Genomic DNA, 13,161 nt, shown 5'->3' with positions numbered 1-13,161 from the left:
TGTCTGGCTCTCCAGTAGCTGAACGAAGCCACGGTGGGCGCTCGCCCCGCAAGCGAAACGCGCCGACGGCATGTGTCTCGGCTGTAGGTCGGGCTTCTGCCCAACGTCGGCCGAATGGCCGACTTGCTGGGACGGGACTACCCGATTGAGGTGTTGGAGTAGCGCGTTTTCTGGTGGAGGTGGAATGGTTTCGGGCGTTTGTTTGGCTTGGTGGGCTTGGCCAAACCACGTTGCCAACGCCCGAGGCACTTTCTATTGCTTGTCCAATAGAAAGTACCCAAAGACAAGGACACCCCGGCGCCTTGGCCCTTCGGGCTTCCCTCGCCGCCGCCGGGTTGCGGACGGGGCGGTTCGACGCGACATCGTGTCGCGCAGAACCTCGGAGCGACGTCCCTGTCGCTCCGACCCTGCAACCCAGCGGCGACGAGGCAAGGCGCAGGGGCCCCGGGGGTGTCAGCCGATGCACGCTTGGTCAGCAACGCCCCTAAATCGAATTAATTCCGGAAAAGATTGTTGATTTCCAGGTGAGCGAGTAGATCTCTGTTGTATGCGTCTTCGTTGTTTTCAAGGTTGGCCAACAGATCAGAGAAGTAGGTCCTCCTTCTGTCAAATCCAAGCGAGTCGAGGACGCCGTAGCATAATTTTCTACCTGTTTTTTTGTGGCCAATCTTATGTAGAAAACACCCGGTCGAGAAACTGTCTTTGTAAAGCATTTCTTGCTCTACATTTTGGCACTCGGATTCAATAATCTGTCTAAGCTTGTCTGTGGTAATGCTTTTCAACTCTTTCTCCTTTCCGTTGAGGTGTGTCGTTAATCACATAGCCATTTGTATGCTTCTGAGTCCCGACTCTTTTTAGCGCTCACTCCTACACCACCAGATCCCCTGTGCGAGCGAGCCCCGCTCGCGAAACGCGTCAACAGCGCGTGTCCAGCAATAAGCCGCACCAAGCGAATTGTTGGTGGCAGTGAGTCATCAGGCTCGGAAGTCCCCTTCGCCTTGCCGAGCGGCCGGGGTGCCGCAGGGTCGGCGCAACAAGGACGTTGCGCCGAGGTTCGCCGCGACACGACGTCGCGTCGAACCGACCCGTCCGCGGCACCCCGGACGTGAGGGAAGCCCGCAGGGCCAAGGCGAGGGGTGCCGTTCTCTTTGGGCACTTTCTCTTGGGCAAGCAAGAGAAAGTGCCTCGCGCGCCTGCCAAGTAGAGGAAAGAGAGGCCGTTGCACTTGAAGGCGTGCGAAACCAAACCTCGCCTGTTACTAAGTCGGCAAGGCTTTTGCGCCTCAGTTTTTACAGCCGTTTTTTTGGCAGGTGATTCGCTCGTGTGAGTTGACCCAGTGCTCTGGGTTCTTTTTTGTATCAAATCCGCATCCCGTCTGGCCGCCTTTGGTTCCTTTGTGAACTTCGCCAGTTGGTGTGTGTTTTACAGCCATGTTCAGTCCTCCTCATGAGGTGGTGGTTGAATCGAACTTATGGTTTTCTTCAATTTGATATGCGCCCTTAAAACAGGGATTGTTGATTTCTAGGGGGAGCATGGATGACTTCATGGACTTTTTCCACTTCGTACCACGTGTGCACAATCTCGCCTTCGTAGCCAATTGCCGTGTCTTGTTTGAGATCGGCTCGTATTGAGTCGCCAGGTTGGAGCGAAACACCCCCTTTCTTCTGGAAGTCAAATAGCCACCGCATGTCAGATATCTTTGCGTCTACTGAGTGTCCGTTGTGCCGGACAGACCACTTGGAATTTCCTAAGTAGTCTGGCTTTTTGATTTTTAGTACGTAAGTTCCTCGTTGGGTAATTATTTTGTCTGTGAGAACGGTTGTTATTATCTCGGTGGAAATAGAGAATCTCTTGTTGAATTGAACTTTTCCGAGCGGGCTCCAATACGCTAGGCTGTCATGCTCTTCGAGCACACTTAGAGCATTTGACATATGGTTTAAATTTTCAAGTAAGCGTTTTCGATTTATCGGGCTGTAAGCGGGTATTTTTTTAACGTTAGATTCTTTGGCTAGGCTCTCTATTTCGTCTTCAAGTGACTTTATTTCATCAATGCTTTCTACAGAGTCTCGTTTGTCACACCAGCGAATTATTGCGTACTTCGATTTTAGAAGGAAGTGGCCTATGAGCTGCCGGATATCAGCGTTGTTGAGTGCTTCGTCAGGAAGGTCAATCAAAACGTCACGAAGCTTGGATCGGATAGATCCACTTTCTATGTCAGTGAGTACTACGGATGGCGTGCATGAACTTGATATTACCGCGCCTAGATCTTCGTCTAGATTGGAAAACATATCGATCATGTTCCCCATTGCGTGGAAGACTCTCGAGGGATCGCCTTCGCCACGCTTGTAATCTAGGTAAAGCTCATACTCCGTTTGGCGGTTCCCCATTACTTCGGAACGTCCTAGTTAATTTTTGTAAATATTTAGGAATAAACAAAAAACCCGCCTTCCGGCGGGTTTGTTTGTGTGAATTGACACATAAAGTGAAAGCATGGGAGCCGCAAGATCAACGGTTTGTGCTGTTGTGTTGCCTCAGTGACAGTTTTCGGCGGTCGGATAAAGTGAAAAAAGGGCATCTGCAGAACCTATAAGATGAAAAAAGTGACTAGCCTGGAGGTAATCATGATCATGATCAAACGCAGAGCAGAAACATTGCCCCCCGTCTTGTGTGATCTACGATCGGCTCGAGTTCATGATTGAAGTTGGATGGCTGAGGCTATTCCTCAGCGGTTGACGTCAACCTTCTAGAACGATTAGTGTTTGGCCGTGCGCGAATTCATCGTCAAATCGCTGGTACTGCTGGTCTTCTCAGCGAACCTCACCTGGGCCGCGGAGCAGGGCGTCGGGGTATCCGGTGCCTGCGCATCGGTCGATGTGGTCTCGGTCGCCGGCAACGGTGACGAGAGCGAGCAGCACACCCCTGACACGATCTCCCACCATTGCTCTCACGCCAGTGTCCATTTCACCGGGCTTCCCGACACGTCGGTGTCGATCCCGCGTGGTCCTTCGTCCACCGCCCCCTTGGCTGAACTGACGGACTGGCAGTCCCGAGACGTCGAGCCGCGTCTGCGCCCTCCCAGAGTCTGAGCACCTTCTGATCGAAGCATTCCATTGGCCGCTGATACTGCGGTCGAGTGGGGTTCTGTGTTTCATCTTTTGATCCGAGGTTGCTCATGTCTTCCAAGACGATTCCTGTCCGCTGCCGGCGGATGGCTGCCGCGCGTGCCCCGTATGGTCCCGCGCTGGCATCACGATTCTTTTCCACGCCGATCGCCGGCGGTTGCCTGCTGATCGCCAGCGCCCTGATTGCGCCACCGGCGTTGAGCGAGACCCCCGACGCCCCGTTGACCCTTCAGGGGGCGGTCGAGGCGGCACTGTCCAACAATTTTGCCGTGCAACAGGCGGCCTCGGCGGTGCGCATGCGCCAGGGCGAGGCGGTCCACGCCGGTCGGCTCGTCCCATCGAACCCGGTGCTCTCGGCGCGTACCGCCCGTCGGGATGGCCCGGATGGCCAGTCCACCGACTTTGGTATTGCCATCACCCAGTCGCTGTTCACCGCGGGAAAGGGTGAGCTGGCAGAACAGGCCGCCCGCAACCGCCAGGGCGAGGCCGAGCAGCGGCTGGATTACCTGCGAACGACCGTTGCGGCCCAAACGCGATCCGCCTTCCTCCAGGTGTTGAGCGCCCAGGAGCGCCTCGACACCGCACAGCGCCTGATCACGCTCAACCGTGAGGTCCGTGATTTTGCTCAACGGCGCCTGCAGGCCGGCGAGGGGACGCGGCTTGAGGTCAACGCTGCCGCCATCGGTGTGGGCCGAGCCGAAGCCGAACTGGCCAAGGCTCGTCAAAAGTTGAGCGCGGCTCGACTTGCCCTCACCGAGCAATTGGCGCTGGACCCGGCGGCGTCCGTGGAAATCCGTGGCCAGCTTGAACCGGCGCCTCTGGAGATCGATGACACGGACGCCTTGTTGCGCCAGGCGATGCAACGGCGGTCTGACCTCGTAGCGGCAGCCCGCTCGGTTGCCGCGGCTCGCGACGAGCTGCGCCTGTCGAAACGCCAGTTGATGCCGAACCTGACCGTTGGCGCCTTCTACGACAAGGAGGAGTCCAACGATGTCGCCGGCGTTTCCCTCTCCGCTCCAATCCCGGTGTTCCACCAGTTCGAGGGCGAGCAGCGCTCGGCTCAGGCGCGCCTCGACCGGGCGCAGATCGAAGAGGATGCCCTGCGCCAGCAGGTCCGCCGCGAGGTGCTCATGGCGGTGGCCGATTACCGCTCGGCCCGCGAGCGGGTGGACGTGTTCGGCAGCCAGATGCTCGCGAACGCGGAAGAGAACCTCGCGTTGACCCGTCGCGCGGTCAAGGCCGGTCAACTGGGTGCGCCGGCCATTACCACCGCGCAGAACAACCTGATGGAAGTGCGCGGCCAGTATCTCGCCGCGCTCGATGACTTGATCGCGGCCGGCGCCGCACTGGAACGCAGCACCGGCGGACTGCTCCGCCTCGCGCCGACTTCCTCCACCGAATCCTGAGAGACCACGTCATGAACCGAACAAATCACACCTACCGTCGCCTGTCCTATTCGATTGCCCTCGCGCTGATGGTCGGCCTCGCCGGTCCCGCGGCAGCCGAGACCGGCGGGAAGCATGCCGACCACGAGGAGCCCAAGGCCGGTCACGAAGAGAAGGAGGCCGGCCATGAAGACCATCAGGGCCATGAAGAGGAGGAGGCCGGCCACGAGGACCATGAGGGCCATGAAGAGGAGGAGACTGGCCACGAAGACCATGAGGGCCAAGGCAAAAAAGACAGTCATCAAGGCCACGAAGAGGCGGGTGTCGATGCCGTCCATCTCACTGACGAGCAACTTGCGCCGCTGACGATCCGTACCGCGCCTGCCGAACCGGGCAGCGCCGAATCCCTGCTCAGCCTGCCGGCGACCGTGACCTTCAACGCCGACCGGGTCGCGATGATCGGCCCCCGAGTGCGAGCCAAGCTGGTTCGGATGAGCAAGGGGCTGGGCGATTCGGTCAGCGCCGGCGAGGTGATTGCAGAGATGGACAGTGTCGCCCTCGGGCAAGCCAAGGCGGCCTACCTCAAGGCCCGGGCCCGCTTCGAGACCGCGCTCTCGCATTACGAGCGGCAGAAGGCACTTAACGCCGAGCAGATCGCAAGCGATGCCACGCTGGTCGACGCGCGCGGGCGCTACCGCGAGGCCCGGGCCGACCGGGACGCCGCGGTCGAGACGCTGCGTCTCTACGGCCTGTCGCGCGAGGCGATCAAGGCAATCGATGCCAACAGCGAACAGCCTCTGTCCCGCTATTCGCTGACCAGCCCGATCGACGGCGTACTCCAGCGTCGCGACGTCAGCCCCGGGCAGACGGTCGGCCCCGAAAGCACGCCGATCCATGTGGTCGATACCGACACCGTCTGGCTCGAGATGGACGCCTTCGAGAAGCAGATTGCGGACCTAGCCGTTGGTCAGACCGTACGACTGAGCCTGCCGGCGCTCCCGGAGCAAGGGTTTCAGGGTCGGGTCGACTGGATCTCCCGCGAACTGGCCGCCGGATCCCGAACGTTGACCGTCCGCGCCGTGATCGACAACCCGGACGACCTTCTTCGGGCGGGCATGTTCGGGACGGCCTCGGTCCAGACCGACGGTCACGCCGGCGCCCTTCTGGTCCCCGTTGGTGCGGTACAGCGACTCGAGGACAAGCCGCACGTCTTCGTTCCGGGCGACGAGCCGGGGGCGTTCCGCGCCAAGCCGGTCAACGTCGGGCATGAATCGAACGGCATGGTCGAGGTGAGCTCCGGTATCGAGGCGGGACAGCCGGTGGTGGTCGAAGGCGCGTTCGACCTGATGTCCATTCTCACAGCCGGTGGCCGCAGCGCTGCCCACAGCCACTAAGGGAGGCGGCATGATCAATCGACTGATTTCAATGGCGCTCGCCAACCGGTTGCTGACACTGGTGCTGGTGCTCGCCTTGGCGGGCGGTGGCGTCTATTCCGTCCTGAAGGTGCCGATCGATTCCTTCCCGGATGTCACGCCCTCGATGGTGCAGATCTATACCAGCAGCCCCGGCCTGTCGCCGGTGGACGTGGAAACCCAGGTCAGTTACCCGATCGAGATATCGATGTACGGGCTGCCCGGACTGGATCGGGTGCAGAGCACCTCGATCTTCGGATTGTCCCGGGTGAGCGTGTACTTCGAGGACGGTACCGACATCTACTTCGCTCGTCGCTTGGTGATGGAACGTCTCGCGGCGGCTCGCGAAGAGATTCCCGATGGGCTGGGCGATCCGCAGCTCGGTCCTATCACGTCGGGGCTTGGCCAGGTTTTCCTGTACGAAATCCGCAACAAGGAGGGGGCTGACCATTCCTTGATGGAGCGGCGGACCGCGCAGGACTGGATCGCCAAGCCGATGTTGCGCACGGTGCCCGGCGTGACCGGCGTGCTGTCGATCGGTGGGCAGCAGAAGCAGTACCAGGTGCGGCTGGACCAGAATGCGATGGTCGCGCGCGACATCACCGTTGCGGACGTCCGTAGCGCCATTGTGGCCAACAACCGCAACGTCGGCGCGTCGTTCATCAATCGCGGCGGCGAGGAGTACGTGGTCCGCGGTTACGGTTGGATCGATCCGGGCAAGCAGGGCCTGCAGGACATCCGCCGGATCCAGGTCAAGCGTGGCGCCAACGGTGAGCCGGTCTACCTCGATGACATCGCCGAGGTCGGATATGGTCCATCGATTCGCCGCGGCACGCTGGTGGCCAACGGCGAAGAGAGCGTCGGCGGGTATGTGCTCAAGCTGATCGGCAGCAACACCCAGGAGGTGCTCGCGGCGATCGAGGAACGGGTCAAGTCCATCCAGACCGCCTTGCCCGACGGCATGACCCTGGAACCCTTTTATTCACAGGGGCAACTGATCGAAAAGGCCGTCGGGACGGTGGAGAAGGCACTGCTCGAGGGCATGGTTCTCGTGTTGGTGCTGTTGTACTTCTTCCTCGGCAACTTGCGTTCGACGCTCATCGTGATCGCGACCCTGCCGCTGGCCGTGCTGGTTGCCTTCATCGCCATGAAGGTGACCGGCATGTCGGCCAACTTGATGAGTCTGGGTGGCCTTGCCATCGGCATCGGCATGATGGTCGACGGCGCCGTGGTGATGATGGAGAACATCTTTCGCCACATGGAGGAGAGGCGCGAAGAGCGCGTGCCACTGACGAGGCTGGTCGGCGAGGCCGCCCGCGAGGTGGCCCGCCCGATCGTGTTCGCCATCAGCATCATCATCATCGTCTTCCTGCCGCTGTTCACGTTGCAGGGGGTCGAGGGCAAAATGTTCGCGCCAATGGCCTACACGATCTCGTTTGCCCTGGTCGGCGCGCTGGTCATGGCGCTGACCCTGGTGCCCGTGCTTTCCACACTGGTGTTCTCGAGTGACTCGGCACCCGCGGAGCCGCGGCTGGTCCGTTGGCTGCGGGCCGGGTACGTGCCGCTGCTCAAGCGTGCCATTGGGAAACCCAAGATCGTCTTCCTGATCGCGGTGGCCCTGTTCGGTTCGAGCCTGGCGCTGTTTCCGAAACTCGGCACGGAGTTCTCGCCGACGCTGCGTGAAGGCACGCTCATGGTCCGCTCGACCCTGCCGCCGGGGGCGAATCTCCCGACGTCGATCGATTACGCCGAGCGGATCGGAAAGGTGTTTTCCGAGTTCCCGGAGGTGACCGGCAGTTACGCCCGCGTCGGGCGAGCCGAGGTCGGCGGGGACCCTGAGCCGGTCAACGTGGTGGCCACGATCATCAACCTCAAGCCACTGGATGAATGGAGCAGCGGGCGTGACTACGAGGGGCTGCAGGCCGCCATGTCAGAGCGGGTCGACGAGATGTTGCCGGGCCTGGCGAACAACTTCTCGCAGCCCTTGCAGTTGCGTACCGACGAGCTGCTGTCCGGCGTGTTGGCCGAAGTCGTGATCAGCCTGTACGGCGAGGATCTCGACCAGCTCGCCCGTTACGGCAAGGAGATCGAGGCGATCGCCAAGAATGTCGACGGGGCGGTTGACGTCCGCATGCAGCAGCAGGGCGGCAAGCCGCAGGTCGTGGTCCGGCCGGACCGTGAGCAACTGGCCCGCTACGGCATCCCGCTGGACACCGTGCTAAAGACGCTGGAAACCGGCGTGGGCGGTGCCACCGCCGGGCAGGTGTTCGAAGGCGTCCGCCGTTTCGACATCTTCATGCGCTTGAAGGAGCAGAGTCGTGACCAGGTGGATCAAATTGCCAATATGCAGTTGCGCACCGACGACGGCGCGCTGATCCCGCTCTCGCGGGTGGCGGATGTCGAAACCATCGTCGGGCCGAAGAAAGTGTCACGCTCGAATGCCAGTCGTCGTGTCTACGTGCAGCTCAACGTGCGCGGCCGTGATATGGGCGGTGTGGTTCAGGACATCCAGCAGCGCGTCGCCGACGAGGTGGACTTGCCGGCCGGCTACTACGTCGAGTACGGCGGCCAGTTCGAGAACCAGCAGCGAGCGATGAAGACGCTTTACGTGGTGGTGCCGATCACCCTGGCGCTGATCTTCCTGATGCTGTTCTCGGCGTTCGGTAGCTTGCGTTACGCCACGTTGATCTTCCTCAACGTGCCGTTTGCCGTCACTGGCGGGATATTCGCCCTGTGGATTTCCGGGTTGTACCTGTCGGTGCCCGGTGCCGTGGGCTTTATCGCCGTGTTCGGCGTGGCGGTGCTCAACGGCGTAGTGATGGTGTCCTACATCAACCAACTGCGTGAACGGGGCATGGAGATTGCCGACGCGGTGCGCACTGGGGCCGAGCACAGGCTGCGTCCGGTCCTGATGACCGCCTCGGTGGCCATTCTGGGTCTGATTCCATTGCTTCTGGCCAATGGCATCGGCTCGAACGTCCAGCGCCCGCTTGCCGCGGTGGTGATTGGCGGCCTGGTGACCTCGACACTGCTGACGTTGCTTGTCCTGCCAAGCGTGTATCGCTGGTTCGCCGTGCCGCGGCGTGACGTCGACGTCTAACCATAGGAGACCCACCATGAAGGAAATCAAGGCGTACATTCGCCAACCCATGACCGATGCGGTCGTGGATGCCTTGGAGGCCATGCCGGGGATTCCCGGCGTGGCTGTCACGCCCACCTACGGATTTGGCCACGTCGTCGATGATGGTCAGACGGCACGCGTGGAGATGACAAGACTGGAGATCGAGGTACCCGATGCGATCGCCGACTCGGTGGTGGATTGCGTGCGCGAACACGCCCGCACCGGGGCGGGGCACGTCGGTGATGGCCGGATTTACGTCACCGAGCTCGCGCACGCCGTTCGCATCGCGGACGGCGCCGAAGGAGAGGCGGCGTTCTAAGGAATAGATTCCCAGACGTGGTAACTGGTTACTGATCTCTCGTTCGCGGGGGGCGAGCCGGCATGACAGCGGATTACCGGCCGCCCATCAGTCGGCTGGGTGTAATCAGTGAACAACCTGATGGCTTTACACATCTAGGGGCCCTGAAAGGTGGGCCATCGTCCTTACGTGGGGTACTTTGAATGAACAAATCTTGTGACAGCGCTTGTGGCAGCGATGCAGAGGTTTCGGAGGATACGAGTGCGCAGGCCGCCTCCAAAGCTTCAGGGGCGTGGATCAGCAGGTATGACGTGCCGAAGATGGATTGTCCATCAGAAGAGCGAATGATTCGCTTGGCCTTGAGCGGTTTTAACGAGATTCGAACATTGTCGTTCGATTTGTCGAACCGCCGGTTGGAGGTCGTTCACGATGGCGAGCCTGCCCCGATCACGTCAAAGCTGGTGACCTTGGGGCTGGGCGCTTCGCTTCAAGGTACCACTGTTGCCGACACAGCGACAATCAAGGCCGTGGAGTCCTCTGCGCCGTCTGCAACACAAGAATCCGGCACTTTGCGTTGGTTGCTCGGGATCAACGCGGTTTTGTTTGTGGTGGAGCTGACAGCCGGCCTGATCGCTCAGTCCACTGGCCTGATTGGCGAATCACTCGACAATTTTGCTGATGCGGCGGTCTATGGGCTTGCTCTTTATGCGGTTGGACATAGCGTAAAAATGCAGGTGCGTGCCGCCCACCTCGCCGGCATCTTGCAATTTATTCTGGCTATTGGCGTACTCGCGGAGGTGTTTAGGCGCTTTGTGTTCGGCAGTGAACCTGAATCACTGGTGATGATTGTTATTGCGTTCGTCGCATTGATTGCCAACACAACGGCTCTGTTACTGATATCGAAACACCGAAATGGCGGGGCTCATATGAAGGCGAGCTGGATATTTTCGGCGAATGACGTAGTGATCAACGTGGGCGTCATTACCGCCGGAGCCCTGGTCGCTTGGACTGGGTCGAATTATCCGGACCTGATTATCGGCACCATTGCGGGGATAGTTGTGCTTAACGGTGCAAGACGTATTCTGGCGCTCAAGGCTTGACTACGGTGCTTTGCATCTATTGCGTTTGGCGGGGACTTTCTCGTTCCTCAACCTCCCCACGTTCAACGAGTCTTCAATGCCCTCCAGTCATTGGGGTGCGATTCAAAGATGGCGGCCATCCACAATGGCGGCGAGGTGAGTGCAAGGGGGCGCATGCGCCGACAGACCGGGTTTTCTGATTCAACGGGGTCAATAGTGTTGGGTCATTAGATGAGAGCAAAAGGAGGACACATGGGACATCATCACGATCATCCCCACCTTGACCCCAGTTCTGGCGATCGTCGAGTGAGCATCGCCATCTGGGCCAACGGCATACTCACCGTTGCCCAGATAGTCGGGGGCATTCTCGCGGGGAGCCTCGCGCTGATCGCGGATGCTCTGCATAATTTCTCCGACATGGCAGCGCTTGTCATTGCCTACGCTGCCCGCAAGATCGCGCGACGCCCGCCAGACGCGACGATGACGTTTGGCTACGCCCGAATCGAGATCGTCGCCGCCCTGATCAACTACACCACCCTGATTCTGGTTGGCGCCTATCTGATTTACGAAGGCACGATGCGTCTGATCGACCCGCCCGAGATTCAGGGCTGGATCATCGTGATCATCGGCATGGTCGCTCTTCTCGTCGATGCGCTAACGGCCTTGCTCACCTGGTCGATGCAGAAACATAGCGTCAACATTCGCGCGCTTTTCCTGCATAACCTCTCCGATGCGCTTGCATCCATTGCCGTGATCGTCGGCGGGGCACTGATCCTGCTGTACGACATGCGCTGGGTAGACCCCGCGATCACGATCGGTATCGCGCTCTATATTCTTTATCTCGCCTTCAGCGAGATCGGGGGACCGATCCGGACGCTGATGCTGGGTTCGCCGCCCGATATCGACGGTCAGTCAGTCATTGAAACCCTGCGTGGCGTCGACGGTGTCCATGATGTCCACCACGTTCACTTGTGGCAGATGCAGGAAAACGCCGCCGCGCTCGACTGCCATGTGGTTGTCAAGGAAGCCGATTGGTCGCGACTCGAGGCAATCAAGGCGGATATCAAGGATCGGTTGAAGACACGCTTCGACATCGGCCATTCCAGCCTGGAATTCGAGCACATCGATCACGCCCACCAGGGTGCCAACCTTTATGGGCATGAGTGACCGGCCCATGAGCGCTCGAGTCGCCGGAATCGTCCCGGGGGCTCATCCATTCCGGGGGCGGATGGGCCCGGGGTAATGCGCTGTCGTTACCCCGAATTCCGCAGGAAATCGTGTTCGAAACGGTCGACCGGGCGGCCGGGCAAGGTTCGGTGGTGAGCCGTCTTGCTTTCTATTAATCGGTTGCGTCGGGGATCAGGCGGTTGGGAATCCAGTGCAGGTAGGCGGCCATGCCGAACAGCTCGATAAGCGACTGGAAAACGATCACCACGATCGCTGCTTGCCAGGCCTCGGGCAAGGCCAGGGCGATCGGCAGCATGACGAACGAGTTTCGTGTGCCGAAGCTGAAGGCCAACGTCCGGGTGGACCGGTCGCGAAGACCGAAGAGCCGGCCGAGGCCTTTGCCCAGAAAGGCGGCGGCGACCAGGTAGACGATGAAAATGAGGGCCACCTGGAAAAGCACCCCGGTGAGATCAGAGACCGTCGCGACCTGTGAGGCGGCAATGACGAAGACGACCATTGCCAGCAGCGGCACGGGCAGCAGGCCCAGCCCATCGACCAACGTCTTGGCCCTGGGGCGACGCTCGGCCAATTGCTCGGTGATCCAGGCGAGAACCAGGGGGGTAAGTATCAACCCGGCGAACGCGGTCAGCAGGTGGGTGCTGAGTGCCGCCTCGACCAGGTCGCTGCCGAGAAACAGCCACAGGTAGATCGGAAGCGCCAGCAACTGCATCAGCAGCAAGACCGGCGTGGAGGCGATCGCCCGGGCGGTGTCACCCCGACCGAGGTGGGTGAAGCTGATGAACCAGTCGGTGCAGGGAACGAGGAGTACCAGCATCACGCCGAGCTGGACGGCCGGCGACAGCGGCAAGGTAGACACCAATCCGCCGACCAGCAACGGGATTACCACGAAATTGCCGACCAGCAGGGCTCCCAGAAAGCGCAAGTCGGCCAGCCCCTGACCGACGTGAACCAGAGGCACTTGCGTGAACGTGGCATACAAGAGGGCGCCGAGTAGCGGCCAGAGCAGCGGGTCGAGCCGGGCGGCGGTCTCGGGTTGGCCAAGGCCCAGCCCCAGGCCCGCCGAGATGGCGATGAGGTAGACCCATACCTGGTGGCGTTCCATCCAGTCGCGCATTGCAATCGATCGTCCAAATAGCGGCATGATATCCCTGTGAAAGACATCGAGGCCGGTGTTTTCGTATGGGGCGCCGGTTACCCGTCGTTCGGGTGGTGTCGGCCACGGCAAACCGTAATATCCTCCGGGCATGAGTGATGCCGATCTTCCCCTGGTGATTGCCGGCCCAATGCTGCGCCGGCTTGGCCGGCGACAGTTGATCCTGACACTGGTGATCTCCGTCCTTGCAAACTTCCGGGGATGCGGTGTTCTGTCCAGAGCGATGCTCCTGGCTGATTGTCCCAGTAGTTCGGCTGATGCTTCCTGCGAGTGCCAGTCTGTTGGTACGGTCGCTCGTGCGGAGGTATTGGTAATGCCTACCTGTCGACTCATTCAGACAGGCGTGGGCGGCCTGTTTTGCACTGACAGGTTGAGTGAGTATGGCAAGTTTGGGAGTTGGCGT

The 13,161-nt window shown here is 60.3% G+C and carries 10 protein-coding genes; 7 read left to right on the top strand and 3 right to left on the bottom strand.

Going from position 1 to position 13,161, the window contains the following annotated elements:
* Positions 1 to 1,282 precede the first annotated feature (1,282 nt).
* Positions 1,283 to 1,432, bottom strand: a complete 150-nt coding sequence (locus LV475_RS09415) for a hypothetical protein (RefSeq protein WP_136867195.1) — start codon at positions 1,430 to 1,432, stop codon at positions 1,283 to 1,285.
* Between the two features lie 67 nt (positions 1,433 to 1,499).
* On the bottom strand, positions 1,500 to 2,387 hold the full coding sequence (locus LV475_RS09410) for a hypothetical protein (RefSeq protein WP_136867196.1): 888 nt from the start codon (positions 2,385 to 2,387) through the stop codon (positions 1,500 to 1,502).
* Between the two features lie 378 nt (positions 2,388 to 2,765).
* Here LV475_RS09410 and LV475_RS09405 point away from each other — a divergent pair, with 378 nt between their 5' ends.
* From LV475_RS09405 to LV475_RS09375, 7 genes are all read left to right on the top strand, one after another.
* On the top strand, positions 2,766 to 3,086 hold the full coding sequence (locus LV475_RS09405) for a hypothetical protein (protein WP_125199732.1): 321 nt from the start codon (positions 2,766 to 2,768) through the stop codon (positions 3,084 to 3,086).
* Between the two features lie 86 nt (positions 3,087 to 3,172).
* The gene (locus LV475_RS09400) at positions 3,173 to 4,528 is read left to right on the top strand and encodes a TolC family protein (RefSeq protein WP_125199731.1); all 1,356 of its coding nucleotides are present in this window, start codon (positions 3,173 to 3,175) and stop codon (positions 4,526 to 4,528) included.
* 11 nt (positions 4,529 to 4,539) lie between these two features.
* Positions 4,540 to 5,901 (top strand): efflux RND transporter periplasmic adaptor subunit, encoded by a 1,362-nt coding sequence (locus LV475_RS09395; RefSeq protein WP_125199730.1) that lies wholly within the window; start codon positions 4,540 to 4,542, stop codon positions 5,899 to 5,901.
* Positions 5,902 to 5,911: 10 nt separating this feature from the next.
* Complete coding sequence (locus LV475_RS09390) at positions 5,912 to 9,019, top strand: efflux RND transporter permease subunit (protein WP_250106188.1); 3,108 nt, start codon at positions 5,912 to 5,914, stop codon at positions 9,017 to 9,019.
* 16 nt (positions 9,020 to 9,035) lie between these two features.
* Positions 9,036 to 9,359, top strand: a complete 324-nt coding sequence (locus tag LV475_RS09385; RefSeq protein ID WP_156227716.1) for a P-II family nitrogen regulator — start codon at positions 9,036 to 9,038, stop codon at positions 9,357 to 9,359.
* A gap of 182 nt (positions 9,360 to 9,541) precedes the next feature.
* On the top strand, positions 9,542 to 10,438 hold the full coding sequence (locus tag LV475_RS09380) for a cation efflux transmembrane domain-containing protein (protein ID WP_250106187.1): 897 nt from the start codon (positions 9,542 to 9,544) through the stop codon (positions 10,436 to 10,438).
* Between the two features lie 285 nt (positions 10,439 to 10,723).
* Positions 10,724 to 11,584 carry a cation diffusion facilitator family transporter gene (locus LV475_RS09375; protein WP_250106186.1) on the top strand — a complete coding sequence of 287 codons (861 nt, stop codon included), beginning with the start codon at positions 10,724 to 10,726 and terminating at the stop codon, positions 11,582 to 11,584.
* 172 nt (positions 11,585 to 11,756) lie between these two features.
* Here the strand turns inward: LV475_RS09375 and LV475_RS09370 are convergent, their stop codons facing one another.
* The gene (locus LV475_RS09370) at positions 11,757 to 12,719 is read right to left on the bottom strand and encodes an arsenic resistance protein (RefSeq protein WP_250106185.1); all 963 of its coding nucleotides are present in this window, start codon (positions 12,717 to 12,719) and stop codon (positions 11,757 to 11,759) included.
* Positions 12,720 to 13,161 lie beyond the last annotated feature (442 nt).

This window comes from Guyparkeria hydrothermalis, assembly GCF_023555375.1.
Lineage (GTDB): Bacteria > Pseudomonadota > Gammaproteobacteria > Halothiobacillales > Halothiobacillaceae > Guyparkeria > Guyparkeria hydrothermalis.
This window is presented reverse-complemented; position numbering and strand designations above follow the sequence as displayed.

Bases quoted from the DNA above. Each gene is read 5' to 3' on its own strand.
- LV475_RS09415 (WP_136867195.1), bottom strand. From the start codon at position 1,432: ATGGCTGTAAAACACACACCAACTGGCGAAGTTCACAAAGGAACCAAA.
- LV475_RS09410 (WP_136867196.1), bottom strand. From the start codon at position 2,387: ATGGGGAACCGCCAAACGGAGTATGAGCTTTACCTAGATTACAAGCGT.
- LV475_RS09400 (WP_125199731.1), top strand. From the start codon at position 3,173: ATGTCTTCCAAGACGATTCCTGTCCGCTGCCGGCGGATGGCTGCCGCG.
- LV475_RS09395 (WP_125199730.1), top strand. From the start codon at position 4,540: ATGAACCGAACAAATCACACCTACCGTCGCCTGTCCTATTCGATTGCC.
- LV475_RS09390 (WP_250106188.1), top strand. From the start codon at position 5,912: ATGATCAATCGACTGATTTCAATGGCGCTCGCCAACCGGTTGCTGACA.
- LV475_RS09385 (WP_156227716.1), top strand. From the start codon at position 9,036: ATGAAGGAAATCAAGGCGTACATTCGCCAACCCATGACCGATGCGGTC.
- LV475_RS09380 (WP_250106187.1), top strand. From the start codon at position 9,542: ATGAACAAATCTTGTGACAGCGCTTGTGGCAGCGATGCAGAGGTTTCG.
- LV475_RS09370 (WP_250106185.1), bottom strand. From the start codon at position 12,719: ATGCGCGACTGGATGGAACGCCACCAGGTATGGGTCTACCTCATCGCC.